Here is a 24,516-nt window from a genome sequence, read left to right as displayed (position 1 = left end):
GATCCGAACGCCTCGCGAGATGATCAGGCCATGACCGAAGTCGTACTGATGTCTGATCCGAAGGTCGCGGCCTTGCCTGTGCGGGAGTGCGGCGAACGGCTCGTGAACGTTCGCGGGGACGGCCGCCTGCTGGTCGACGAACGGAAGCGGCAGGACTCCGCCGATGCCTTCACCCACCTGAGGGAAGGCGTGCTCCGCCGACTCGTCGAGGCTCAGGACCGACTGCCCGACGGAATGCGGCTGCTGTTCGTGGAGGGCTACCGTCCGCCTGCCCTCCAACGGCACTACTTCGACTCGTACGCCGACGAACTTCGTGCCGATCACCCGGACTGGTCCGCGGAGACGATCCGTTCGGCGGCCAGCCGTTACGTGTCCCCGCCGGAGATCGCCCCGCACAGCGCGGGGGCAGCCGTCGACCTGACGCTCGCGGACGCCGACGGCCGCGAACATGACCTGGGCACCCGCATGAACGCGACACCGGAGGAGAGCGCGGGTGCGTGCTACACGGACGCGGACAACATCAGCGAGGAGGCTCGTGCCCTCCGCACCGTCCTGGGCACGGCGCTGAGCACCGTCGGCCTGGTCAACTACCCAACGGAGTGGTGGCACTGGTCCTACGGAGACCGGTACTGGGCGCTGATGTCCGGAGCACCGGCAGCCCTCTACGGCGCGACGGAACTCGGCTGACCGGGACGCCTCGCCGACGGCGCCGAACGGCCCGGATCAGTCCTCCCAGAACGCCCAGAACACGCCGATCTCCGTGTCCGACAGGGCGATGAGGCCGCAGTCGGTGGTGTAGACGGAGAGGCACTCCCAGACCGTGTCGGGATTCAGGAGATCGGCGCCGGCGTCGTCCCGGGCCACGGAGGCGTTGGTGAAGAAGCGTGCGTCCGGGGCGAAGCGGGAGAGGACGAGGCGGGAGGCCGAGAAGAGGCCGTCCTCGCGTTGCTCGAAGTCCGGGATGCGGGCGGCCTGGTACAGCTCGCCCTGCAGGGCGACCAGCAGTCGGCCGGCCTGCTCCCGTCCGACCTCGTAGAGAGACTGTCCGAGCTGTTCCGGGCCCCACGGCATGAAGGGCGATCCGATGCCGCTGCGGTTCTCGTTGACTTCAGGTGCGTAGTTCAGCGACGACCACTTCCTCGGATCGGTGCTCCTGAGCGCCATGACCGTGGCTGCGTCACGGCGCCAGTCTTCGTGGCGCCTCGGTCCCACCTGTGCGAACGTCCAGCCGCCGCCGAAGAGGTCGAGGAGTGCCGCCTTCCAGGAAGCGCCGTCGACGGAGGGCTCTTGCTGTGGCATGGAACTCCTGTTCGTGGCTGCCGAAGGCGGTCACAGGGGCGCTGCTGAGCCCGGTCGGAAAATTTTTGCCGTACCCGTGCAACCCTTCCCGCCCTCCGCCGGTCGTACTAGGCATCAGGACGCCTGCGGGGGGAGATCCGGGGGGATCGCGGGGGGACTGAGGGGGAGGGAATCCGAGAGGGTCCGGTCGATGACCGGGCCCTCTCGAAGCATGTGGGGCCCGGGTCAGAAGAAGACCCCGCAGCGCAGCAGCACGTTCGCGTACGGGCGGGCCTCGCCGGTGCGGACCACCAGGCGGGCGCCCGCAGAGAGGCTCTTCAGGTGTTCGTGCGGGACCAGGTGAAGGGCGGGGCAGCGGGCGTCCAGCAGTGCCGCGGCCTCCGGGTTCGCGTCCCGCACCTCCGTCGCCGCCGTCGCGCCCTCGATCACCAGCTCGGCCAGCAGGCCGTCCAGGACCTCGGCGAAGGACGGCACTCCGGCGCGGAAGGCCAGGTCGACGACGCGCGGGCCGTCGGGGATGGGCATGCCCGCGTCGCAGACCAGGACGCCGTCGCCGTGGCCGAGTCCGGCGAGGGCACCGGCGAGGTGGCGGTTGAGTATCCCGGCCCGCTTCACAGCGCCTCGACCTCCGCCGCCGTCGGGTACGACACCTGGGCCCCCGCCTTCGTGACCGCCGCCGCGCCCACCCGGGCCGCGTACGCCGCCGCCTCGGCGAGCGACGCGCCCGTGCCGAGCCGCCAGGCCAGCGCCGCCGTGAACGCATCACCGGCGCCCGTGGTGTCCACGGCGTCCACCTTCACGGACGGGACCCGGGAGACACCCCCGGCCGCCGAGGCGACCAGTGCCCCCTCGGCGCCCAGCGTCACGACCACCGAACGCGGCCCCTTGGCCAGCAGGAGGCCGGCCCAGTCCTCGGGGCGCTCGCTCACACACGCGTCACCGAGGATCACCTTCGCCTCGTGCTCGTTGACGATCAGCGGGTCGCAGGCGGCCAGCACCTCCCGCGGCAGCGGGCGCGGCGGCGACGGGTTCAGCACGAAGCGGCTGCCCGGCGCCAGACTCCGGACCACCTCCACCACCGTCTCCAGCGGGATCTCCAGCTGCACCGACACCGCCCGGGAGGCGTGGAAGAGGCTGGAGGCGGCACGGACGTCCCCCGGGGTCAGGCGGCCGTTCGCGCCCGGCGAGACCACGATGCTGTTGTCCCCGGAGGGGTCGACGGTGATCAGCGCGACGCCCGTCGGGGCACCGCCCACCAGCACGCCGACCGTGTCGACGCCGGCCGCCCGCTGCGAGTCGAGCAGCAGCCGGCCGTAGGAGTCGTCACCGACCCTGGCCAGCAGGGCCGTACGGGCGCCGAGCCGGGCGGCGGCCACCGCCTGGTTCGCGCCCTTGCCGCCCGGGTGGACGGCCAGGTCGGAGCCGAGCACCGTCTCGCCGGCACCCGGCCGCCGCTCGACGCCGATCACCAGGTCGGCGTTGGCCGACCCCACGACCAGCAGGTCGTAGTCGTACATGAATCGCTCCCCGATCCGAGTGAGAGGGGCGGGCGGTCCAGGTGACCGCCCGCCCGTGCGCCCGTGTCAGCCCTCGAAGCCGGCCACGTTCTCCTTGGTGACCACCTTCACCGGCACCTTCACCGTCTTCTCCACCTTCTCGCCCTCGGCCGCCCGCAGCGCGTTCCGCACCGCGATCCTGCCCAGTTCCTTCGGCTGCTGCGCGACGGAGGCGTACAGCGTGCCCGCCTCGACCGCCTTCAGCCCGTCCGGCGTGCCGTCGAAGCCGACGACCTGGACCGACGTGCCGGCCTTGGAGCCGAGCGCCTTGACCGCGCCGAGCGCCATCTCGTCGTTCTCCGCGAAGACACCGTTGATGCCGGGGTGCGCCTGGAGCAGGTTCGTCATCACGTCCAGGCCCTTGGTGCGGTCGAAGTCCGCGGGCTGCTTGGCGACGACCTTGATGCCCGGGTAGGCCTTCAGGCCGGCCGCGAAGCCCGCCCCGCGCTCCCGGCTGGCGGAGGTGCCGGCCTGGCCCTGGAGGATGACGATCGTGCCCTTGCCGCCGAGCTTCTCGGCGAGCGCCTTGGCGCCCAGCTGACCGCCCTCGACGTTGTCGGAGGCGACCAGCGCCGCCGTGTCCGCCTTGTTGACGCCGCGGTCCACGGCGACGACGGGGATGTCGGCCTTGTTCGCGCCGCGCACCGCGGGGCCGGCGGCGTCGGAGTCCACCGGGTTGACGATGACCGAGGAGAGCGAGCCGCTGGTGAAGTTCTGCAGCTGGTTGGCCTGCTGTGAGGCGTCGTTCTGCGCGTCGGTGACGGTCAGGTCCACGCCCAGCTTCTTCGCCTCCTCCTGCGCGCCCGCCCGGATCTGCACGAAGAACGGGTTGTTGAGCGTCGACAGCGACAGGCCGATCTTCTGCGACCTGCTTGCCGAGGAGTCGTTGTGCAGCAGCGAGGTCGCGCCGACGACCGCCACGGCGACGACCGCCGCGATCACGTACGTGAGGGCCTGCTTGCCCCGGCCCCCGTCACCGGACGCCCCGGCCGCCCCCGTGGTTGCCCCCGCCTTGCGGCGCAGCGTGTCCAGCAGCACCGCCAGCGCGATGACGACACCGATGACGACCTGCTGCCAGAACGCGGAGACGGACAGCAGGTTGAGGCCGTTGCGCAGCACCGCGAGGATCAGCGCGCCGATCAGCGTGCCCGACGCCTTGCCGGTGCCGCCCGCGAGCGACGCGCCGCCGATCACGACGGCGGCGATGGCGTCCAGCTCGTAGCCCTGCGCGGCCTGCGGCTGCGCGGAGGCCAGCCGGGAGGCGAGCACGATGCCCGCGGCTGCGGCGAACAGGCCGGAGAAGGCGTAGATGGCGAGCTTCTGCCGCTTCACGCGCAGGCCGGACAGCCGCGCGGCCTCCTCGTTGCCGCCGATGGCGTACATGGACCGGCCGATGTAGGTCCGGCCGAGGACGAACGCCGTGATCAGACCCATCACGATCATCACGAGCACCGGCACGGGCAGCCAGCCGCCGAGCGTGTCGCCCAGGTGGGAGACCGAGTCGGGGAAGGCGATCGGCGAGCCCTGCGAGATGACCAGCGACAGACCGCGGCCCACCGACAGCATGGCCAGCGTCGCGATGAACGGCGGCAGCTTCCCGTACGAGATGAGGAAACCGTTCACCAGACCGCAGGCGATGCCCGTCGCGATGGACAGCACCACCGCGAGCACGACCGGCATCCCGGCCTCGGTGGCGCTCCACGCCAGCACGGTGGCCGACAGCGCGGCGACCGAGCCGACCGACAGGTCGATGCCCGCGGAGACGATGACGAAGGTGACGCCGAAGGCGAGGATCGCGGTCACGGCGGCCTGGACGCCGACGTTGAGGAGGTTGTCGGCGGTCAGGAAGTCGCCGGACAGCGCCGACATGGCGACGACCAGGACGATCAGCGCGGTCAGCGCGCCGTTGTCGAGCAGCAGGCGGCGCAGGCCGCCCGTGGCGCCCTGCGCGCCCGGCTTGCTCTTGAGCGTGTCAGTGGCCACGGGAGGCCTCCGTTCCGTTCGTGTGAGTGCTGACGGCGAGGGCCATCACGGCGTCCTGGGTGGCCTGTTCGGCGGGCAGTTCGCCCGCGACCCGGCCCTGCGCCATGACCACGACCCGGTCGCTCATGCCGAGCACCTCCGGCAGATCGCTGGAGATCATGAGCACGGCGGCACCGGCGGCCGTCAGTTCGTTGATGAGCTGGTAGATCTCGACCTTGGCGCCGACGTCGATGCCGCGGGTCGGCTCGTCGAGGATCAGCACCTTGGTGTTCGCCAGCAGCCACTTGCCGATGACGACCTTCTGCTGGTTGCCGCCGGACAGGGTCCGCACGTGCTGGCCGAGCCCGGCCATCCGCACGCCGAGCTGCCCGGCGATCCGCTCCGCCGCCTCGTGCCGGCCCTTGAGGTCGACGAGCCCCCTGCGGGAGGTGGACTTCAGCGTCACCAGCCCGAGGTTCTCCTCGACGGAGGCGTCGAGGACGAGCCCCTGGCCCTTGCGGTCCTCGGGGACGAGCCCGATCCCGGCCGCCATCGCGGCGTTCACGTCGTGCCGCCGCAGCGGGGTGCCCGCGACGTGCACGGTCCCCGCGTCGTAGGGGTCGGCGCCGAACACGGCGCGCACGACCTCGGTCCGCCCGGCCCCGACGAGGCCCGCGATGCCGACGACCTCGCCGGCCCGCACCTCGAAGCCGACGTCGTGGAAGACGCCGTCCCGGGTCAGTCCCTCGACCTTGAGCAGCGCCGCACCGGCGTCGCCGCGTTCGCGCGGGTACTGCTGCTCGATCGACCGCCCGACCATGAGCCGCACCAGCTCGTCCTCGGGCGTGGAGGCGGGCACCTGCCCGACGCTGCGCCCGTCCCGGATGACGGTGACCCGGTCGCCGAGGGCGGCGATCTCCTCCAGGTGGTGGGTGATGAAGACGATGCCGACACCGTCCTCGCGCAGCCGCCGCACGATGGCGAACAGCTTCTCGACCTCCTCGGAGGTGAGTACGGCGGTCGGCTCGTCCATGATGAGCACGCGCGCGTTGAGGCTGAGCGCCTTGGCGATCTCGACCATCTGGAGCCGTGCGATGCCGAGTTCACGCACCCGCGCACGGGGGGAGACGTTGACCCCCACCCGCTCGAGCAGTACCTCGGCGTCGGCGTCCATCTTCTTCCGGTCGATCATCCCGAACCGGCGCGGCTGGCGCCCCAGGAAGATGTTCTCCGCGACCGTCAGATCGGGGACGAGGTTGAACTCCTGGTAGATGGTGGCGATCCCGAGCCGCTCGGAGTCCTGCGCACCGTTGATGCGCACCTCCTCGCCGCCGGCCAGGATCCGCCCTGCGTCGGGCGTGTAGGCGCCGGAGAGCATCTTGATCAGCGTGCTCTTGCCCGCGCCGTTCTCGCCGAGGAGCACATGCACCTCGCCCCGGCGCAGGTCGAAGTCGACGCTGTCGAGCGCGACGACACCGGGGAAGGTCTTGCGGATGCCCTCGATGCGCAGCAACTCGTCGGGATCGCGGCTGCTCACGGCGTACTCCTTCGTACGGGGGACGGGGACGGGTATTGCGGGGAGGCGGGCTCGCCGCAGGAGCGGCGCACGACGAGCCGCGCCGGCAGGGTGACGGACTCGCCGGCCCCTCCCTCGATGCGGTCGACCAGCGCGCGCACGGCGGCCCGCCCGAGGTCGCCCGTGGGCTGGGCGATCGCGGTGATCGGCGGATCGGTGTGCACGAACCAGCGGATGTCGTCGAACGCGGCGAGCGCGATGTCGTCGGGGACGCGCATCCCCCGCGCGCGTACGGCGTCCAGGGCGCCGAGCGCCATCAGGTTGTCGGCGGCGAAGACGACCTCGGGCGGTTCGGGCAGGTCGAGGAAGCCCTCGGTGACCCGGCGTCCGCTGTCGGCCTGGAAGTCGCCCTGGCCGATGTAGACGTCGGGCAGGGGAAGCCCGTACGCGCCGAGCGCCTCGCGGAAGGCGTCCACGCGCTCGCGGCCGGTCGTGGTGGCGGCGGGCCCGGCGATGATGGCGAGCCGCCGGTGCCCGAGCCCGTGCAGGTGCGCGACCAGGTCCCGTACCGCCGCCCGCCCGTCCGACCGGACGACGGGCACGTCCACGCCGGGGATCCAGCGGTCGACGAACACCATGGGCGTCCCGGCGCGCGCGGCGTCCAGCATGCGGGGGGAGCCGCCGTCGGTGGGGGAGACGAGGAGCCCGTCGATCCGGCGGTCCAGCAGCGTCGTGACGTGGTGGTCCTGGAGGTCGGGCCGCTCGTCCGCGTTGCCGATGATGACGCTGTAGCCGAGCGCGCGGGCCTCCTCCTCGACGGAGCGGGCCAGTTCGGTGAAGTACGGGTTCAGCACGTCGCTGATGACCAGGCCGAGGGTGCGGGTCTGGGCGGTGCGCAGGGACCGGGCGACGGCGTTCGGGCGGTAGCCCAGCGCCTCGACGGCGGCCAGCACGCGGGTGCGGGCGTCCGGGCTGACGGACGGGTGGCCGTTGAGGACGCGCGAGACCGTCGCGACGGAAACGCCCGCCTCGGCGGCGACGTCCTTGATGCTCGCCATCGCCGTTCCACCTCCTCGTGGAATCGATTACACGGAGGATTGGAATCGATTACACGGGCGGATGGCAAGGGGCTGAGGGGTGGCTGAAATGCAATCGTGACCGAGAGTCGAGGTTCTGGCCCGGACATGCGGCGGACCGGCCCGGGACCGGAGATCCCGGGCCGGGCCGGACACCGTCGCCGTGAGGGGGTCAGCCCATGGCGGCGGCGAACATGCCGGCCTCGTAGGAGCCGCCCTTCTGGTGGGTGATCACGGCGAGCCGGTTCGCCGCGTTGATCATGGCGACCAGGCAGATCAGAGCGGCGAGCTGGTCGTCGTCGTAGTGCTTGCGCGCCAGGGCCCAGGTCTCGTCGGACACCCCCTCGTGGGCGTCGGCGAGCCGGGTGCCCTCCTCGGTGAGTGCCAGCGCGGCCTGCTCGGCCTCGGTGAACACGGTCGACTCGCGCCAGGCGGCGACCAGGGCGAGCCTGACCGCCGTCTCACCGGCGGCCGCGGCCTCCTTGGTGTGCATGTCGATGCAGTGACCGCAGCCGTTGATCTGGCTGGCGCGCAGCGACACCAGTTCCTGTGTCGACTGCGGCAGCGGCGACTGGTGGAGCAGCTGGGCGACGCCCGCGAACCGCTTGGCGAACCGGCCGGCGAGCTCGTTCTCGAACAGGTTGAATCGGGTGTCCATGGTCTCGTCCTCATCTCGTGCTCGTACGGAACGAACACAAGATGCCGACGCCCCGGATCGTGTGACAGGACCACAATGTGACGTATGCCACTCCGTGTGCGCGTCACAGGGCGGCGGTGACCGGCGTCCTGTGGGCATGACACCGTCGCGGGCGAACGAGCGGGAGCTGCTGGTCATGAGCGAGGACAACGGCCGCCGGGAACAGGGTGGCGACGCGGGGACCGAGCGGCTCGACGGCCGGCGCACGGACGTCGCCACGGACGCCTTCGTCACCCATCGCAACCTGCTGTTCACCGTCGCCTACGAGATGCTCGGCTCGGCCGCCGACGCCGAGGACGTGCTCCAGGAGACCTGGCTGCGGTGGGCGGGGGTCGACCTCGCCGAGGTGCGCGACGCGCGCGCGTACCTGGTCCGGATCACCACCCGGCAGGCGCTGACCCGGCTGCGCACGCTCGGCCGCCGCAAGGAGTCCTACGTCGGCTCCTGGCTGCCCGAGCCGCTGCTCACCGCGCCCGACGTGGCCGAGGACGTCGAGCTCGCCGACAGCGTCTCGATGGCGATGATGCTGGTCCTGGAGACGCTCACGCCGACCGAGCGGGCGGTGTTCGTGCTCCGCGAGGTCTTCGACCTGGACTACGACGAGATCGCCGAGGCCGTCGACAAGAGCCCGGCCGCCGTCCGCCAGACCGCGCACCGGGCACGCGCGCACGTCGCGGCACGCCGGCCGCGCGGGGTCGTCTCGCCGACGGAGACCCGGGACGCGCTCGACGCGTTCCAGCGGGCGGTCCGGACGGGCGACCTCCAGGGGCTGCTCGACATCCTCGCGCCGGACGTCGTCCTGCTGGGCGACGGCGGCGGCATCAAGCAGGCCGTCCTGCGGCCGATCACGGGGGCCGACAAGGTGGCCCGTCTCATGATCGGCGGGCTGATGAAGCAGGGCGACGCCGTGTCCATGGGCGCGGCCCAGGTCAACGGCTACCCGGCCCTGATCGTGCGGCTCGACGGCGAGCTGGACACCGTGATGGCGGTGCGTTTCGAGGAGGGCCGCATCACCGGGCTCTACGCCGTGCGCAACCCCGAGAAGCTGAGCGGCATGCGGCGGGAGACCGTCCTGCACCGCTGAGGAGCCGGTGCGGGTCGAGTCGGGGACGCCGGCGCGCTCAGTCGCCGATGCCCCCGGCGCCGCCCCGCCGCACCTTCGGTGCCCGCGCCGCCAGCGCCTCCAGCATCAGATCCACCGCCTCCTCGAAGGAGCTCTCCGCCATCACGGACAGCCCCTCGCCCGCCGCGGTCAGCGCCGGGTACGACCGAGGGTCGAGGCCGGCGTAGACGGCCCGCCAGGCCGTCCGGTCGGCCTCGCGCTGCTGCCCGGGGAGCGCCTGGAAGGCCGCCTCCGTGGCCGCGTGACTGAGCACGGTGTCGATGAACGCCAGATAGAGCCGCGCCGCCGGGGCGGGCTCGAAACCCGCGGACAGCAGCAGGCCGATGCCCGTGTCGACGGCCCGGATCTCGTTCCGGCGGCGGGTCACCCGGTACGACGCCATGGCCGCCGCGCGCGGGTGGGCGAGATACCCGGCGCGGACCCGCAGAGCCATCTCCCGCAGCGAGGCCACCCAGTCGTCCCCGGGCACGAACCCGGCCATGGCGTCGCCGATGATCCGGTCGGCGATGGCGAGCACCAGGTCGTCGGTGTCGTGGAAGTAGCGGTACAGGGCGCTCGGATCGCAGCCCAGGGCGGTGCCGAGCCGGCGCACGCTGAGCGCGTCGGGACCGTGCTGGCCGATCAGCCGCAGGGCGGTCTCGACGATCAGGTCCTCCGACAGCAGGACCCCGGAGCGAGTCGGCCGCCGGCGGCGGCGCTCCTGCGGGACACGGGACGTCATCGCGGGCTCCCTTCCTCGCCGGCCCGCCACCCTCCGGCCGGCTCTTTCGCAGTGAACGACCGCCCCCGCCTTATGTCAACAGCATTGACGCAATGCGGCGCCGGTTGTTCCATCACCTTGCCGCGCGGCTCTTCCCCGTCCCGCCTCCCGAGGAGCCCTCATGCCCTCCGTGCCGCCCCCGACCTCCGCACCACCTCCCGGTCCCGCCCTGAAGCGCTCCCTCGGCGTCGTCGACGGTGTCGCCCTCGCCGCCTCCAGCACGGCCGCCACCACCAGCATCGCCATCGGCATGGGCACGGTCGCCTCCGTCGTCGGCCTCCAGGCCCCCGCCCTCCTGCTGCTGGCGTTCCTGCCGGTGCTCGGCATCGCGCTCGCCTACGCCCGCCTCAACCGCTCCGAGCCCAACTGCGGCAACGGCTACGTGTGGGTCGGCACGTCCCTCAGTCCCTGGCTGGGCTTCCTGACCGGCTGGGTCACCGTGGTCGGCTCGATCGTCTTCTGCGCCTACACCAGCGCGGTCATGGGCTCGGTCCTGCTGATCCTCGCCAACCGGACCGGAGTGCACACCCTCGCCGGCGTCGCCCTGGACCCGATGTCCACGGGCATCAGCACGGCGGTCGGGCTGGTGGTCCTCCTCGTCCTCGCCGTCCTGACCGTCACCGGCACCCGCGTCGCCACCCGGTTCCAGTTCGGCCTGCTGGTCTTCGAGTACGTGGTCCTGCTGGTCCTCTGCGGCTGGGCGGTGGTCACCGGCGACCACGCCTTCTCCCTCTCCTGGTTCGACCCGTTCGCGATATCCGACGGCACCGCCTTCGCCCAGGGCATGGTCCTGGCGGTGTTCTTCTTCTGGGGCTGGGACGCGGCCTTCAGCGTCACCGAGGAGACCAGGAGCCCCGGCGACTCCGCCCGGGGAGGGCTCATCGCCCTGTTCGCCATGCTGGGACTGTTCCTCTTCGCCTCGGTCGCCTTCCAGCGCGAGATGAGCCTGGCCGAGCTGATCCACAACGGCCCCCAGGCCCTGCCGTACCTGGGGGAGAAGCTGGCCGCCGAGCCGTGGGCCACGCTGCCCGTGATCGCGCTGATGTTCTCCGCCGTCGCCTCCGTCCAGGCGTCGCTGATCCCGATGGCGCGCGGACTGCTCGCCATGGGCCGCGACCGCACCATGGGGCCGGTGTGGACGCGGGTCCACCCCCGGTACGGCACTCCCGCCGCCGGTACGGCCGTCCTCGTCGCGATCGCCGCGGTGACCGCCGTGCTCGCCGTCGCCATCCCCAAGCTGAGCGACATGCTGCTGGCCGCCGTCAGCGCCATCGGCCTGGTCGTCGCCCTGTACTACGGCCTCACCGCGCTGGCCTGCGCCGTCCGTTTCCGTTCCGCGCTGCGCGAGGGACCGCGCGAGGCCCTGCTCGCCGTCGGTGTGCCCGCCGCGTCCAGCCTCGTCCTGCTGGGTCTCGGCGGCTACCTCGGACACTCGTACCTGACCATGAGCGACCACTTCGAACTCAGCCCGGACAACGGCTGGTTCATGTTCTCGCTGCCCGCCGGCATCGTGCTGGCCGGGCTCGTCATGGCCGCCGTGGCCAAGTACGTCAGGCGTTCTCCGTACTTCGCCACGGGGCGCGGCACCGACGCGGAAACCCTGACCACCCTGCCGACGGACCGCGAGACGGTCTGACGCCCCCGCCCGCCCCACCCCTCCCACGGAGTTCACGCCACATGTCTCACACCCAGCCCACCGCCTCCGCCGGACCCGCCGACCTCGTCCTCACCGGGGGACCGGTGCACACCGTCGATCCCGCCCGCAGCCGCGCCACCGCCGTGGCCGTGCGCGACGGGCGGATCGCGGCCGTCGGCCACGACGAGGTGCGCGAGCTGATCGGGCCGCGCACCGAGGTCGTCGACCTGACGGGCAGGCTGCTGCTGCCCGGCTTCCAGGACGCCCACGTCCACCCCCAGGGTGCCGGCCTCGAACTCGGCCTGTGCCACCTCGGCGACACCACCGACCCGGACGAGTACCTGCGCAGGATCAGGGCGTACGCGGACGAGCATCCGGACGCCGAGTGGATCACCGGCGGCGGCTGGTCGATGGAGGCGTTCCCCGGCGGTACGCCCACGGCCGCGGCCCTCGACGCGATCGTCCCGGACCGGCCCGTGTTCCTGCCCAACCGCGACCACCACGGTGCCTGGGTCAACAGCAGGGCGCTGGAGCGCGCGGGCATCGACGCCCGCACCCCCGACCCCGCCGACGGCCGGATCGAACGCGACGCCGCGGGAAACCCCACCGGGATGCTCCAGGAGGGCGCGGCCCACCTGGTGGGCGCTCTGGTCCCGGACCCCACACCGGACGAACAGCTCGCCGCCCTGCTGCGCGCCCAGGCCGTCCTGCACTCCCACGGCGTCACCGCCTGGCAGGACGCCATCGTCGGCGCCTACACCAACATGACCGACCCGGCCCCCGCCTACCGGGCGGCCCTCGACCGGGGCCTGCTCACCGCCCGCGTGGTCGGCGCCCTGTGGTGGGACCGCGAGCGGGGCGCGGAGCAGATCCCCGAACTCGTGGCCCGCCGCGAGGAGCTGACCCGCGACCGCTTCCGCGCCACCACCGTGAAGATCATGCAGGACGGCATCGCGGAGAACCACACGGCGGCCATGCTCGACCCGTACCTCACGGGCTGCGGCTGCGCCTCGGACAACAGCGGCATCAGCTTCGTCGCACCGGCGGAGCTCAGGACGTACGTCACGGAACTCGACGCGGCCGGCTTCCAGGTGCACTTCCACGCCCTCGGCGACCGGGCGGTGCGCGAGGCGCTCGACGCCGTGCAGGCGGCCCGCGAGGCCAACGGGTGGCGGGACACCCGGCACCACCTGGCCCACCTCCAGGTCGTGCACCCCGCCGACGTCCCCCGTTTCCGCGCCCTGGGAGCCACCGCCAACCTCCAGATGCTGTGGGCCGCCCACGAACCGCAGATGGACGAACTGACCCTGCCCTTCCTGGGCGTCGAACGCGGCACGCGCCAGTACCCGTTCGGCGATCTGCTGCGGGCCGGCGCGACGCTGGCCGCGGGCAGTGACTGGCCGGTCAGCAGCCCAGACCCGCTCCAGGCGATCCACGTCGCCGTCAACCGCATCGCCCCACAGGCGCCCGAGGGCACCCCGGTCTTCCTCCCCGGGCAGCGCCTCGACCTGGGCACCGCCGTCGCCGCGTACACGGCGGGCGGCGCCTACGCCAATCACCTGGACGACGTCACCGGCAGCATCGCGGTCGGCAAGGCCGCCGACCTGGTCGTCCTCGACCGGGACCCGTTCGCCGGGCCGTCCGAGGAGATCGCCGCCACCCGCGTCCTGGAGACCTTCGTGGCGGGCCGGCGCGTGCACGCCGCGCCGGACGCGTAGGCGCTGCCGCCGAAAATCCCTACCGCTGGTGGCCGCGAAGGACGCAGACTCGGCCCATGGCGGACATGGGATCGTTCCGGGACGCGGTCACCGCGTGGGCGGCCGGTGGCCCCGGCGGGCCCGCGCACGAGCTGGCCGGGCGGCTGTCCGTGCGGACGGCCGTCCTGCTCGAAGGGCCGAGCGACGAGGCGGCGGTCGACGCTCTGACCGCACGCGAGGGCCGGGACCTGGCGGCGGAGGGCGTCTGCGTCCTCCCGATGGGCGGCGCGATGAGCGTCGGCCGCTTCGCCGGCGTCCTCGGCCCGTCCGGCCTGGACCTGCGCCTCATGGGGCTGTGCGACGAGCGGGAGCGGGGCTACTACGTCCGCGCCCTGGACCGGGCGAGGGCGGCACCGCAGGACCTGTTCGTCTGCGCGGCCGACCTGGAGGACGAACTCATCCGCGCACTGGGCGAGTCACGGGTGACGGAGCTGGTCGAGGCGGAGGGCGACCTGCGCGCCCTGCGAACCTTCCTCCAGCAGCCCGCACAACGCGACCGCACCGCGGAGCAACGCCTGCGCCGTTTCCTCGGCACGAAGAAGGGACGCAAGATCCACTACGGCCGCGTCCTGGTGGAGGCGCTCACCCCCGACGGCGTCCCCGCCCCGCTGGCCGGACTGCTCGCGCAACTGTGACGGCGCCGGCCGCCCTCCGTCACGCGGAGGCGGGATGCTCCTTGTCCCACCTCCACTGCCAGAGCTTGGACCACCGGTGGTCCTCCTCGAACCCCTCACCCAGAGGCCCGACCCGCTCGATGGCGTCGGCGGTGCGCGGATCGTCGCGCAGGGCGAGGCCGTAGGCGGCCTCCAGCCGAACGAGCTGGTCGTCCTCGTCGAGCAGCGCGGCCAGGGCGTCGGCGACGGCGGGCGTGCGGTCCCGGCAGGAGGCCAGCAGCACCGCGGTCTCGCCCCGCAGTCGGGCGTCCGGGTCCTCGGCCAGCGCGAGCAGCGCCCGCACGGCCGGGTCGAGGAGGGCGTCGTCGCCCACGGCCACCCGGCAGGCGTGGAGCCGGGTCGCGGCGTCCGGGTCGCAGGTGAGGGCGAGCAGCGCCGTCCTGGCCGGAGCGGTCAGGGACGCACCCTCGCTGGGGAAGAAGAGCGCGGGCACCTGCCGCCGTACCCGGGGGTCGGAGTGACCGGCGTGGCGCAGTCCGGCGGCCTCCAGCCCGGGGTGCTCGTATTCGCCGAAGGCGTCGAGCACCTTGGCGAGCATCTCGGGGTCGGTCTCCTCCGCCGCCCAGGCGGCCAGGAAGTCGCCCTCCGCCTTCGCGTACGGGGAGTCGCACACGGCGATGCCCCGGATCCGCAGGTAGTGCACCACGAAGCGGCGGTGCGCCGGGTCCGGGTGGTGGCGGTGGGCGACCACGGCCGACCAGGTCTCGAAGCTGCGGCGGTGCACGAGGACCCAGGTGACCTCCCACCAGGTCGCGTGCTCCTCGTCCGGGTGGTCGAGGGCACGGGCGATCAGCTCGTCGACGGGTGTCAGGATGCGGAAGGCCCACTCCAGCGCGGTCAGGATGCCGGCGTGCCCGGCCCGCACGGTGAGGCCGCCGAGGGAGACCTGATCGATCCGGTGGTACGCGTCCGCGTCGTCCGGGACGCGGACCGTCGCGGCCGGCCCCTCGGCACCCGTACGGCGCCGCAACTCCTCGACGGCGCCCGTCTCGTACCAGGCGCGGGCCAGGGCGAGCAGCCGTTCGCGCGCCTCCTGGGGCAGCCGCAGCCGGGGCTCCCTGCCCAGGACGGCCGTGACGACGGCCGGCGAGCCACCGTCGACGGCCCGCCACAGCGGCGTGGTGCCGTCCGGCAGCGCCAGGTCGGGGTCGGCCCCGCCCTCGACCAGCGCGTCGGCGACGCCGGCGTCGTACGCCGCGACGGCTGCGCACAACACCGGCAGCCCGTCGTCACCCACCGCGTCCGGATCGGCCCCCTCGCCGAGCAGCGCCCGCACGGCAACCTCGTCCCCTGCACGGACCGCCCCTACGAGCCGCCGGCCGACCCCGTCCCCACTCATCCGCCGAGCATCAGCCGGGAACCCGCGCACGCACAAGCCATTTCTCACCGGCCCGGTCAGGCCGCCGCCAGCTCGCACCACACGTACTTGCCCCGGTTGCCGTGTCTGGCCAGCGGGTGCCAGCCCCACACGTCGGCACAGGCCCGGACCAGGGCCAGGCCCCGCCCGTCCTCCCGATCGGCCTCCGCGTCGAACGGCCTTGGCGGCAGGGGCGGTTCGGGATCGGCGTCCCAGGCCCCGATCCGCAACGTCCCCGGCGGCGACCAGCGCACGCGCAGGGCGGCGGGGCCCTTGGTGTGCCGTACGGCGTTGGAGACCAGCTCCGTGGCGAGGAGTTCGGCAAGGTCGACGAGGCGGATCAGCCCGTGCATGGTGAGGATCAGGCGGAGGGTGCGGCGGCTGACGGTGACGGCACGGGGGTCGTTGGGGATGTAGAGGGAGTACTCCCAGGGTTCGTTCTCGGGCATGCGGAACTCCGGTGTGTGAGTGGGGGTGAGAACGGCCCCGGTGTCATTGCCGCAGCCGTCATGGCAGGACGGGGCGGTGCGCTTCCGGTGGCCCGGTGCCGCACGGTGTGCGTCGCGTCACTGACGGTAGACCTTAAAGTTTCGGCGCGGCAAGCCGATCCCGTAATCTGACCCCCGAACGAGTCGCGTCGGCAGGCGCGTTGGAGCGAGGAGCGGTCCATGCCCACGAGACGTGAACCGACAGCGCGGCAGCTGCGCCTGGCGGTGGAACTGCGCAGACTCCGTGAGGCGGCGGGCCTCACCGCTCGGCAGGCGGCGGCGATGCTCGGCGTGAGCAACGTCCAGATCAGCCAGATCGAGGCGGGGCTGTCGGGAGTGAGTGAGGAGCGGCTCCGACGCCTGGCCTCTCACTATGCCTGTACCGACGAGAGCTTCGTTGCCGCGCTGGTCGCAATGGCCACCGATCGGACGCGCGGTTGGTGGGAGGAATACCGGGGGCTACTGCCCACTTCGTTCCTTGACCTCGCTGAACTGGATCACCATGCGGCGTTTCTACGAGAGGTGGCGATCCTGTACGTACCTGGGCTGCTGCAGACCGAGGAGTACGCCCGCGCCGTCTTCTCGGCCCGAGTTCCCGAACTCACCTCCGAGGAACTCGAGTTGCGGGTCCGTCACCGACTGAGGCGTCAGCAGATCACACTCCCGTACGAGCTGGTGATTCACGAAGCGGCTCTGCGTATCAGGGTCAGCGATCGCGCTGCCTCTCGGGCTCAACTCGCCAAGCTTCTGCAGCTCTCGGAAGCGGACAATGTCACCGTGCGTGTCATCCCCTTCGATCTGGACGGCTTCGCCAGGGCTGCCAGCTCCATGACCTACGTGGGCGGCCCTGTTCCCAGACTCGACACGGTGGTGCGCGACGTACCCCATGGCTCTGCCTTCATTGATTCCGAAGCGCAGCTCAGCGCCTTTCGAACGCGCTTCCGTAAAGTGGAGGCCGTTGCGCTCGACCCCGAACGGTCGCGTGACTTCATCAGCGGGCTTGCGAAGGAGCTGTGAGGCACTCCATGGACAACTGGCGAAAGTCGTCCTACTCAGGTCCTGACGACGGAAACAACTGTGTCGAGGTCGCGACCCGCGCCACCCACGTCGCCGTCCGCGACAGCAAGGCCCCGGCCCGCGCCACCCTCGCCTTCCCGGCCGCCGCCTTCGCCCTCTTCGTCGGGGCGTTGAAGAAGGCCCCGGGCATGGACGGCGTCCTCTGAACGGGCTGGTGCCGTACGCCCACGGCGACGGTGATCACAGCCGGAGGCAGGCCGCTGCTCTGCGCCTGCGGCAGGCGATCGCTCGGACGGGAGAGGTGACGCGAGAGCGGGCCCCCGCCGGGCGTCCTCCGGAGGAGGCCGACGATGTGCTGGGCACCTTCGCCACGGACGGCGCCCTCGGCTTCGACCCCTTCCCCTTCCTCCGAGCGCTCCACGCCGCCGGCTCGCGTGCGGTGGTCATCGGCCAGGTCGCCGGCATCATGCACGGCTCCACCGAGCTGACCGGGGACCTCGACCTGCTGTGGGACGGCAGTTCCGGCGAGGCGGACGCCTTGCGTGACGCCTTCGCCCGGTGCGGCTGCACCGAACTGCCCGATCTCACCCGCGAGCAGGTGGGGTACCGGGTCACCGGTGCCGGCGGAGACCTGTGCACCCCCGCTCTCCCCTGGGGCGACATGGACGTCACGACCTGCCTCACCCGGGCCGAGACCACCCGTGACCCGGCGGGCTTCGCCATCCGCTACGCGGCACTCGATGATCTGATCCGTATGCGGCGAGCCCTCGGCCGGCCGAAGGACCACCGCCGAGCGGACGAACTCGTACAGCTACGGACCTGAGCCGGGCGTCCGGCCGACCTTCAGCCGTCGTACGGAAAAGCCCGCACCCCGTCCGTCCCTGTCACACCCCACCGATACCGTCGGATCATGGCCACCCAGTCCGCGGGCGACGCCCCCGGCGAGCGCCGGCTCGCCACTCTCGAAGGCGTCCTGGAACGCATCACGTACGCCAACGAGGAGAACGGCTACACGGTCGCCCGTGTCGACACCGGCCGGGGCGCCGGTGATCTGCTGACCGTCGTCGGCGCGCTGCTCGGCGCGCAGGTCGGGGAGTCGCTGCGGATGGAGGGCCGCTGGGGGTCCCACCCCCAGTACGGGAAGCAGTTCCACGTCGAGAACTACACGACCGTCCTCCCGGCCACCGTCCAGGGCATCCGGCGTTACCTCGGCTCCGGGCTCGTCAAGGGCATCGGCCCGGTCTTCGCCGACCGCATCACCCAGCACTTCGGCGTCGACACGCTCACCGTCATCGAGGAGGAGCCCAAACGGCTCATCGAGGTCCCCGGCCTCGGCCCCAAACGAACGAAGAAGATCGCCGACGCCTGGGAGGAGCAGAAGGCGATCAAGGAGGTCATGCTCTTCCTCCAGACCGTCGAGGTGTCCACCTCCATCGCCGTCCGCATCTACAAGAAGTACGGCGACGCGTCCATCTCCGTCGTGAAGAACCAGCCCTACCGCCTCGCCGCCGACGTCTGGGGCATCGGCTTCCTCACCGCCGACAAGATCGCCCAGTCCGTCGGCATCCCGCACGACAGCCCGGACCGGGTGAAGGCGGGACTCCAGTACGCGCTGTCGCAGGCCACCGACCAGGGGCACTGCTACCTCCCCGAGGAGAAGCTGATCGCCGACGCGGTCAAACTGCTCCAGGTGGACACCGGCCTGGTCATCGAGTGCCTCGCCGAGCTGGCCGCCGAGCCGGCGGAGGACGGCGAGGACCCCGGCGTCGTACGGGAGAAGGTGCCCGACCCGGAGGGCGGCGACCCGGTCACCGCCGTCTACCTCGTCCCCTTCCACCGTGCCGAGCTGGCCCTGGCCGGACAACTGCGCCGCCTCCTGCGGACCGACGAGGACCGGATGCCCGGCTTCCAGGACGTCGCCTGGGACAAGGCGCTCGGCTGGCTCAGGGGCCGTACCGGCGCCGACCTCGCCCCCGAGCAGGAGGCCGCCGTCAAGCTGGCGCTGACGGAGAAGGTCGCCGTCCTCACCGGCGGACCCGGCTGCGGAAAGTCCTTCACGGTCAGGTCCATCGTGGAGCTGGCCCGGGCCAAGAAGGCCAAGGTCGTCCTCGCCGCCCCGACCGGCCGCGCCGCCAAGCGCCTCGCCGAGCTGACCGGCGCCGAGGCGTCGACCGTGCACCGCCTGCTGGAGCTCAAGCCGGGCGGTGACGCCGCCTACGACCGGGACCGCCCCCTCGACGCCGACCTCGTCGTGGTCGACGAGGCGTCCATGCTGGACCTCCTCCTCGCCAACAAGCTCGCCAAAGCGGTGCCTCCGGGCGCCCACCTCCTCTTCGTCGGCGACGTCGACCAGTTGCCCAGCGTCGGCGCGGGGGAGGTCCTGAGGGACCTGCTGGCGCCCGGCAGTCCCGTCCCCGCCGTCCGCCTCACCCGCGTCTTCCGCCAGGCCCAGCAGTCCGGCGTGGTGACCAACGCGCACCGCATCAACGCCGGGCAGCACCCCGTCACCGACGGCATGAAGGACTTCTTCCTCTTCGTCGAGGACGACACGGAGGAGGCCGGCCGGCTCACGGTGGACGTGGCCGCCCGCCGCATCCCCGCCAGGTTCGGGCTCGACCCGCGCCGGGACGTCCAGGTCCTCGCCCCCATGCACCGCGGCCCCGCCGGCGCCGGCACGCTGAACGCGCTGCTCCAGCAGGCCGTCACCCCGGGCCGCCCCGACCTGCCCGAGAAGCGGTTCGGCGGCCGGGTGTTCCGCGTCGGCGACAAGGTCACCCAGATTCGCAACAATTACGAGAAGGGCGAGAACGGCGTCTTCAACGGCACCGTCGGCGTGGTCACCTCGCTCGACCCGGTGGACCAGCGCCTCACCGTCCTGACGGACGAGGACGAGGAGGTTCCGTACGAATTCGATGAACTGGACGAACTGGCCCACGCCTACGCGGTGACCATCCACCGCTCCCAGGGCAGCGAGTACCCGGCGGTGGTGATCCCCGTGACCACCGGCGCCTGGATGATGCTCCAGCGGAACCTGCTGTACACGGCGGTCACCCGGGCCAAGAAGCTTGTCGTCCTCGTCGGCTCGCGCAGGGCGATCGGGCAGGCGGTGCGCACGGTCTCCGCCGGGCGGCGCTGCACGGCGCTCGACTTCCGGCTCGCGGGCTCATGACCCGCAAGCTCCACGCCCCCGCGGTCCGCCGCCAGCAAAAAATGATCGATCAAACGAGTCGCAAAGGTCACAGAGCACTTCCGGAAGCACGGGAGAGGGGGCAGGATGGGCAAGTTGGCGGCACTCAGTGCCGCCAATAGGCCCGATGGTCGACCCCGAGTGCACTCTCCTGAGCCAAGTGGGGGATGGTAGAGACAGTCAGGGCACCTCGAAGATGAGGCACTACGTCGGTGAGGGAAGACGTGAGCGACAACTCTGTAGTACTGCGGTACGGCGACGGCGAGTACACCTACCCGGTGATCGACAGCACCGTCGGTGACAAGGGCTTCGACATCGGGAAGCTCCGCGCCCAGACCGGTCTGGTGACACTGGACAGCGGGTACGGCAACACCGCCGCCTACAAATCCGCCATTACGTACCTGGACGGCGAGGCGGGCATCCTCCGGTACCGCGGCTACCCGATCGAGCAGCTCGCGGAGCGCTCGTCCTTCGTGGAGGTCGCCTACCTGCTGATCAACGGCGAGCTGCCCACCGTCGACCAGCTGTCCGCGTTCAAGGACGAGATCACGCAGCACACCCTGCTGCACGAGGACGTCAAGAACTTCTACAAGGGCTTCCCGCGCGACGCCCACCCGATGGCCATGCTGTCGTCGGTCGTCTCCGCGCTGTCCACGTTCTACCAGGACAGCCACAACCCGTTCGACGAGCGTCAGCGCAACCTCTCCACGATCCGGCTGCTCGCCAAGCTTCCGACGATCGCGGCGTACGCGTACAAGAAGTCGATCGGCCACCCGTTCGTCTACCCGCGCAACGACCTCGGCTACGTCGAGAACTTCCTGCGCATGACCTTCTCCGTCCCGGCGCAGGAGTACGAGCTCGACCCGACGGTCGTCGCCGCCCTGGACAAGCTGCTGATCCTGCACGCGGACCACGAGCAGAACTGTTCGACCTCCACGGTCCGCCTCGTCGGCTCCTCGCAGGCGAACATGTTCGCCTCGATCTCCGCCGGCATCAACGCCCTGTGGGGCCCGCTGCACGGCGGCGCCAACCAGTCGGTGCTGGAGATGCTCGAGGGCATCCGCGACGCGGGCGGCGACGTCGACTCCTTCATCCGCAAGGTGAAGAACAAGGAGGACGGCGTCCGCCTGATGGGCTTCGGCCACCGGGTCTACAAGAACTTCGACCCGCGCGCCAAGATCATCAAGGCCGCCGCGCACGACGTGCTCTCCGCCCTCGGCAAGTCCGACGAGCTGCTGGACATCGCCCTGAAGCTGGAGGAGCACGCGCTCTCCGACGACTACTTCGTCTCGCGCAGCCTCTACCCGAACGTCGACTTCTACACCGGCCTGATCTACCGGGCCATGGGCTTCCCGACCGAGATGTTCACGGTCCTGTTCGCCCTCGGCCGGCTGCCGGGCTGGATCGCCCAGTGGCACGAGATGATCAAGGAGCCGGGTTCCCGCATCGGCCGCCCGCGCCAGATCTACACGGGCGTCGTCGAGCGCGACTTCGTCCCGGTCGAGGAGCGCTGACACCTGCCGGTGGGGGCGCCGCGCGCCTGAGAGTTCGTCGCTGAGGGGTGTGGGCGACTGCGGGCCGGCTGTGGCTGGTCGCGCCCGCGCGGCGGAGCCGCATGTCGGCACCGCCCCGCGCCCCTTCGGGCGCTCGCAGCAACCGTAGAAAAGAAGGCGCCCCGGCGCCGGTCCCCCCACGGGCCGACGACCAGGGCGCCTTCCCATGTCCCGGTGCGGATTCCCCCCACGGGATCCGGCCGGGCGTCTGTGAGGACAGCGCCTGAATCGCTGTGAACGTGCTGCAGACATGCTGCGGTCTGCCGGGACAGCGCACGCCCGGGAGGGCCGCTCAAAGCTTCCCGGTGTACGTGTCCCGGCAACGCATCTCTGGGAAAGTCCCCCAAGACATCCCCAGATGCCAGGTGGCGCCCCCCAAGACGCTGCCTGACATCGCCAACTTAGACCCTCGAACCCCTTCGATGGTTACGTTCGCATCACTGTGATCTGCGTCTCTTGCATATGTCCGTTAACTACGCAAGAGCCTCGATACGTCGAACGAGACCCCAGCGTAAGGAAGATGCGCGAGCCTTGTGAAGAGCTTATGTGAGGTGCGTGCCGGACTCCAGAGGCACTTCGCCACACTTCACCCAGGACCTCAGCGAAACGTGCGCAGCCTGAGACTGTTGGTGACGACGAACACCGAGGAGAACGCCATCGCCGCGCCCGCGATCATCGGGTTCAGCAGCCCCGCGGCGGCCAGCGGCAGCGCGGCCACGTTGTAGCCGAAGGCCCACACGAGATTGCCCTTGATCGTCGCCAGGGTCCGCCGGGACAGCCGGATCGCGTCCGCCGCCACCCGCAGGTCCCCGCGCACCAGCGTCAGGTCGGCCGCCTCGATCGCCGCGTCCGTTCCGGTGCCCATCGCCAGACCCAGATCGGCGGTGGCGAGCGCGGCGGCGTCGTTGACGCCGTCCCCGACCATGGCGACCGTACGGCCCTCGGCCTGCAGCCGCCGGACCGCGTCGACCTTCTCCTCGGGCAGGACCTCGGCGATCACCTCGTCGATGCCGACGGACCGGGCGACCGACTCGGCGACCCGCCGGTTGTCGCCGGTCAGCAGCACGGGCGCGAGGCCCAGCCGGCGCAGCTCGGCGACCGCCTCGGCGCTGGTCTCCTTCACGGCGTCCGCGACGGCGACGACACCTCGTGCCACCCCGTCCCAGCCGACCACGACGGCCGTAAAACCGCCCCTCTCGGCCTCCTCCTTGGCGCGGGCCACCCCGTCCGGCAGGTCGTCGTAGAGGCGCCCCACGGCCACCTCACGGCCCTCCACGCGTCCGCGGGCGCCGCGCCCGGGGACGTTCGCGAAGTCCGTCACGTCCGGCAGCGCGCCGGCCTGCTCCTCGGCGCCCGCCGCGACCGCGCGGGCCACGGGGTGCTCGGAGGCGTGCTCGACCGCGCCGGCCAGCCGCAGCAGCTGCTTCTCGTCGGTGCCCTCGGCGGCGTACACCTCGTGGAGGGTCATGCGGCCGGTGGTGACGGTGCCGGTCTTGTCCAGGACGACCGTGTCGACGCGCCGCGTGGACTCCAGCACCTCCGGGCCCTTGATCAGGATGCCGAGCTGGGCGCCGCGGCCGGTGCCGACCAGCAGCGCGGTCGGCGTGGCGAGGCCGAGCGCGCACGGGCAGGCGATGATCAGGACGGCGACGGCCGCGGTGAACGCGGCGACCGTGTCACCGGTGGCGCCCAGCCATCCCCCGAACGTGGCAACGGCGATCAGCATCACGACGGGCACGAAGACGCCGGAGACCCGGTCGGCGAGCCGCTGCACCTCCGCCTTGCCGCTCTGCGCGTCCTCCACCAGCTTCGCCATCCGCGCGAGCTGCGTGTCCGCCCCGACCCGCGTGGCCTCGACCACCAGCCGGCCCCCGGCGTTGACCGTGGCACCGGTGACGGTGTCGCCGACGGCCACGTCCACCGGCACCGACTCGCCGGTCAGCAGGGAGGCGTCCACGGCACTGGTGCCCTCGGTCACGGTGCCGTCGGTGGCGATCTTCTCGCCGGGCCGTACGACGAACCGGTCGCCGACGGCCAGCCGGGACACGGGCACCCGCACCTCCCGGCCGCCGCGCAGCACGGCCACGTCCTTCGCGCCCAGCTCCATCAGGGCCCGCAGCGCCGCGCCGGCACGGCGCTTGGAGCGGGCCTCCAGCCAGCGGCCGAGGAGCAGGAAGGCGGTGACTCCGGCGGCGGCCTCCAGATAGATCGCGGAGGCGCCGTCGGCGCGGGAGACGGTGAGGTCGAAGCCGTGCCGCATGCCCGGCATGCCCGCGTCCCCGAAGAACAGCGCCCACAGCGACCAGCCGAACGCGGCCAGCGTGCCGAGCGAGACCAGCGTGTCCATCGTGGCCGCGCCGTGCCGGACGTTGGTCCAGGTGGCGCGGTGGAAGGGCAGCCCGCCCCAGACGACGACGGGGGCGGCCAGGGTGAGCGAGAGCCACTGCCAGTTGTCGAACTGGAGCGCCGGGACCATGGCGAGCAGGACGACGGGGGCGGCGAGGACGGCCGAGACGACGAGGCGCAGCCGCAGGGCCGACAGCTCGGGGTCGTCGTCCTGCGCGCCCTGCCCGGGCTCGTCCTCGGCGTTGGGCTCCGGCGGTGGCGCGGGTTCCTCAGCGGTGTAACCGGTCTTGACGACGGTGGCGACGAGGTCGGCCACGGGGGTGGTCGCCGGGTAGGTGATCCGGGCCTTCTCCGTCGCGTAGTTCACCGTGGCGCTCACGCCGTCCATGCGGTTGAGCTTCTTCTCGACGCGGGCGGCGCACGAGGCGCAGGTCATCCCGCCGATGAGCAGCTCGACCTCGGCGAGGTCGGGCTCGGTGGCCGTCGGGGTGTCCGCGGTGGTGGTCATGTCC

At 71.9% G+C, this 24,516-nt stretch carries 21 protein-coding genes; 10 read left to right on the top strand and 11 right to left on the bottom strand.

The window, feature by feature from the left end; all coding sequences use genetic code 11:
• Window positions 1-30 precede the first annotated feature (30 nt).
• Window positions 31-687, top strand: coding sequence for a M15 family metallopeptidase (locus IEZ05_RS16405; RefSeq protein WP_189230854.1), 657 nt, complete (start codon window positions 31-33; stop codon window positions 685-687).
• A gap of 36 nt (window positions 688-723) precedes the next feature.
• Here IEZ05_RS16405 and IEZ05_RS16400 read toward each other — a convergent pair whose 3' ends face one another.
• The 7 genes from IEZ05_RS16400 to IEZ05_RS16370 form a co-directional block, all read right to left on the bottom strand.
• The gene (locus tag IEZ05_RS16400) at window positions 724-1,299 is read right to left on the bottom strand and encodes a hypothetical protein (RefSeq protein ID WP_189230853.1); all 576 of its coding nucleotides are present in this window, start codon (window positions 1,297-1,299) and stop codon (window positions 724-726) included.
• Window positions 1,300-1,524: 225 nt separating this feature from the next.
• Window positions 1,525-1,914, bottom strand: coding sequence for a D-ribose pyranase (gene rbsD / locus IEZ05_RS16395; RefSeq protein ID WP_189230852.1), 390 nt, complete (start codon window positions 1,912-1,914; stop codon window positions 1,525-1,527).
• Window positions 1,911-2,816, bottom strand: coding sequence for a ribokinase (locus tag IEZ05_RS16390; RefSeq protein WP_189230851.1), 906 nt, complete (start codon window positions 2,814-2,816; stop codon window positions 1,911-1,913). The genes rbsD and IEZ05_RS16390 overlap by 4 nt, the downstream gene beginning before the upstream one ends.
• Before the next feature lie 66 nt (window positions 2,817-2,882).
• On the bottom strand, window positions 2,883-4,838 hold the full coding sequence (locus IEZ05_RS16385; RefSeq protein ID WP_189230850.1) for an ABC transporter permease/substrate-binding protein: 1,956 nt from the start codon (window positions 4,836-4,838) through the stop codon (window positions 2,883-2,885).
• The gene (locus IEZ05_RS16380; protein WP_189230849.1) at window positions 4,828-6,354 is read right to left on the bottom strand and encodes a sugar ABC transporter ATP-binding protein; all 1,527 of its coding nucleotides are present in this window, start codon (window positions 6,352-6,354) and stop codon (window positions 4,828-4,830) included. The genes IEZ05_RS16385 and IEZ05_RS16380 overlap by 11 nt, the downstream gene beginning before the upstream one ends.
• A complete protein-coding gene (locus tag IEZ05_RS16375) occupies window positions 6,351-7,391 on the bottom strand; it encodes a LacI family DNA-binding transcriptional regulator (protein WP_189230848.1) in 1,041 nt (346 codons plus the stop codon). The genes IEZ05_RS16380 and IEZ05_RS16375 overlap by 4 nt, the downstream gene beginning before the upstream one ends.
• A gap of 190 nt (window positions 7,392-7,581) precedes the next feature.
• Window positions 7,582-8,067: a carboxymuconolactone decarboxylase family protein gene (locus tag IEZ05_RS16370; RefSeq protein WP_189230847.1), complete on the bottom strand. Its 486-nt coding sequence runs from the start codon at window positions 8,065-8,067 to the stop codon at window positions 7,582-7,584.
• Between the two features lie 136 nt (window positions 8,068-8,203).
• Here IEZ05_RS16370 and IEZ05_RS16365 point away from each other — a divergent pair, with 136 nt between their 5' ends.
• Window positions 8,204-9,190: an RNA polymerase sigma-70 factor gene (locus IEZ05_RS16365; protein WP_189230846.1), complete on the top strand. Its 987-nt coding sequence runs from the start codon at window positions 8,204-8,206 to the stop codon at window positions 9,188-9,190.
• Between the two features lie 37 nt (window positions 9,191-9,227).
• Here the strand turns inward: IEZ05_RS16365 and IEZ05_RS16360 are convergent, their stop codons facing one another.
• Window positions 9,228-9,950, bottom strand: coding sequence for a TetR/AcrR family transcriptional regulator (locus tag IEZ05_RS16360; RefSeq protein WP_189230845.1), 723 nt, complete (start codon window positions 9,948-9,950; stop codon window positions 9,228-9,230).
• A gap of 160 nt (window positions 9,951-10,110) precedes the next feature.
• Here IEZ05_RS16360 and IEZ05_RS16355 point away from each other — a divergent pair, with 160 nt between their 5' ends.
• The 3 genes from IEZ05_RS16355 to IEZ05_RS16345 are packed head-to-tail and all read left to right on the top strand — an operon-like array spanning window position 10,111 to window position 14,017.
• Entirely contained in the window at window positions 10,111-11,625 is a 1,515-nt protein-coding gene (locus IEZ05_RS16355) for an APC family permease (RefSeq protein ID WP_189230844.1), read from the top strand.
• A gap of 41 nt (window positions 11,626-11,666) precedes the next feature.
• The gene (locus IEZ05_RS16350; protein WP_189230843.1) at window positions 11,667-13,343 is read left to right on the top strand and encodes an amidohydrolase; all 1,677 of its coding nucleotides are present in this window, start codon (window positions 11,667-11,669) and stop codon (window positions 13,341-13,343) included.
• 56 nt (window positions 13,344-13,399) lie between these two features.
• Complete coding sequence (locus IEZ05_RS16345; RefSeq protein ID WP_189230842.1) at window positions 13,400-14,017, top strand: TOPRIM nucleotidyl transferase/hydrolase domain-containing protein; 618 nt, start codon at window positions 13,400-13,402, stop codon at window positions 14,015-14,017.
• A gap of 19 nt (window positions 14,018-14,036) precedes the next feature.
• Here the strand turns inward: IEZ05_RS16345 and IEZ05_RS16340 are convergent, their stop codons facing one another.
• The gene (locus tag IEZ05_RS16340) at window positions 14,037-15,395 is read right to left on the bottom strand and encodes an ankyrin repeat domain-containing protein (protein ID WP_189230841.1); all 1,359 of its coding nucleotides are present in this window, start codon (window positions 15,393-15,395) and stop codon (window positions 14,037-14,039) included.
• 56 nt (window positions 15,396-15,451) lie between these two features.
• Entirely contained in the window at window positions 15,452-15,862 is a 411-nt protein-coding gene (locus IEZ05_RS16335) for an ATP-binding protein (RefSeq protein WP_189230840.1), read from the bottom strand.
• A gap of 219 nt (window positions 15,863-16,081) precedes the next feature.
• Between IEZ05_RS16335 and IEZ05_RS16330 the strand changes: the two genes are divergently transcribed.
• The 5 genes from IEZ05_RS16330 to IEZ05_RS16310 all read left to right on the top strand — a co-directional run bounded on the left by IEZ05_RS16330 (window position 16,082) and on the right by IEZ05_RS16310 (window position 21,619).
• Entirely contained in the window at window positions 16,082-16,918 is an 837-nt protein-coding gene (locus IEZ05_RS16330; RefSeq protein ID WP_189230839.1) for a helix-turn-helix domain-containing protein, read from the top strand.
• 8 nt (window positions 16,919-16,926) lie between these two features.
• On the top strand, window positions 16,927-17,124 hold the full coding sequence (locus IEZ05_RS16325; RefSeq protein ID WP_189230838.1) for a DUF397 domain-containing protein: 198 nt from the start codon (window positions 16,927-16,929) through the stop codon (window positions 17,122-17,124).
• A 95-nt stretch (window positions 17,125-17,219) separates the two neighbouring features.
• A complete protein-coding gene (locus tag IEZ05_RS16320; protein WP_229869734.1) occupies window positions 17,220-17,741 on the top strand; it encodes a hypothetical protein in 522 nt (173 codons plus the stop codon).
• A gap of 87 nt (window positions 17,742-17,828) precedes the next feature.
• Window positions 17,829-20,087, top strand: coding sequence for an SF1B family DNA helicase RecD2 (gene recD2 / locus IEZ05_RS16315; protein WP_189230836.1), 2,259 nt, complete (start codon window positions 17,829-17,831; stop codon window positions 20,085-20,087).
• Window positions 20,088-20,329: 242 nt separating this feature from the next.
• Entirely contained in the window at window positions 20,330-21,619 is a 1,290-nt protein-coding gene (locus tag IEZ05_RS16310; RefSeq protein WP_189230835.1) for a citrate synthase, read from the top strand.
• A gap of 637 nt (window positions 21,620-22,256) precedes the next feature.
• On the opposite strand, the gene IEZ05_RS16305 is transcribed toward IEZ05_RS16310, so the two are convergent.
• Window positions 22,257-24,512, bottom strand: coding sequence for a heavy metal translocating P-type ATPase (locus IEZ05_RS16305; protein ID WP_189230834.1), 2,256 nt, complete (start codon window positions 24,510-24,512; stop codon window positions 22,257-22,259).
• Window positions 24,513-24,516 lie beyond the last annotated feature (4 nt).

It is taken from the genome of Streptomyces flaveolus (assembly GCF_014648815.1).
GTDB classification, from domain to species: Bacteria; Actinomycetota; Actinomycetes; order Streptomycetales; family Streptomycetaceae; genus Streptomyces; species Streptomyces flaveolus.
This window is presented reverse-complemented; position numbering and strand designations above follow the sequence as displayed.

Coding starts and splice junctions, on each gene's coding strand:
- IEZ05_RS16335 (WP_189230840.1), bottom strand. CDS start 15,862: ATGCCCGAGAACGAACCCTGGGAGTACTCCCTCTACATCCCCAACGAC.
- IEZ05_RS16365 (WP_189230846.1), top strand. CDS start 8,204: ATGACACCGTCGCGGGCGAACGAGCGGGAGCTGCTGGTCATGAGCGAG.
- recD2 (WP_189230836.1), top strand. CDS start 17,829: ATGGCCACCCAGTCCGCGGGCGACGCCCCCGGCGAGCGCCGGCTCGCC.
- IEZ05_RS16305 (WP_189230834.1), bottom strand. CDS start 24,512: ATGACCACCACCGCGGACACCCCGACGGCCACCGAGCCCGACCTCGCC.
- IEZ05_RS16360 (WP_189230845.1), bottom strand. CDS start 9,950: ATGACGTCCCGTGTCCCGCAGGAGCGCCGCCGCCGGCGGCCGACTCGC.
- IEZ05_RS16345 (WP_189230842.1), top strand. CDS start 13,400: ATGGCGGACATGGGATCGTTCCGGGACGCGGTCACCGCGTGGGCGGCC.
- IEZ05_RS16405 (WP_189230854.1), top strand. CDS start 31: ATGACCGAAGTCGTACTGATGTCTGATCCGAAGGTCGCGGCCTTGCCT.
- IEZ05_RS16375 (WP_189230848.1), bottom strand. CDS start 7,391: ATGGCGAGCATCAAGGACGTCGCCGCCGAGGCGGGCGTTTCCGTCGCG.
- IEZ05_RS16355 (WP_189230844.1), top strand. CDS start 10,111: ATGCCCTCCGTGCCGCCCCCGACCTCCGCACCACCTCCCGGTCCCGCC.
- IEZ05_RS16390 (WP_189230851.1), bottom strand. CDS start 2,816: ATGTACGACTACGACCTGCTGGTCGTGGGGTCGGCCAACGCCGACCTG.
- IEZ05_RS16325 (WP_189230838.1), top strand. CDS start 16,927: ATGGACAACTGGCGAAAGTCGTCCTACTCAGGTCCTGACGACGGAAAC.
- IEZ05_RS16400 (WP_189230853.1), bottom strand. CDS start 1,299: ATGCCACAGCAAGAGCCCTCCGTCGACGGCGCTTCCTGGAAGGCGGCA.
- IEZ05_RS16350 (WP_189230843.1), top strand. CDS start 11,667: ATGTCTCACACCCAGCCCACCGCCTCCGCCGGACCCGCCGACCTCGTC.
- IEZ05_RS16340 (WP_189230841.1), bottom strand. CDS start 15,395: ATGAGTGGGGACGGGGTCGGCCGGCGGCTCGTAGGGGCGGTCCGTGCA.
- IEZ05_RS16330 (WP_189230839.1), top strand. CDS start 16,082: ATGCCCACGAGACGTGAACCGACAGCGCGGCAGCTGCGCCTGGCGGTG.
- IEZ05_RS16370 (WP_189230847.1), bottom strand. CDS start 8,067: ATGGACACCCGATTCAACCTGTTCGAGAACGAGCTCGCCGGCCGGTTC.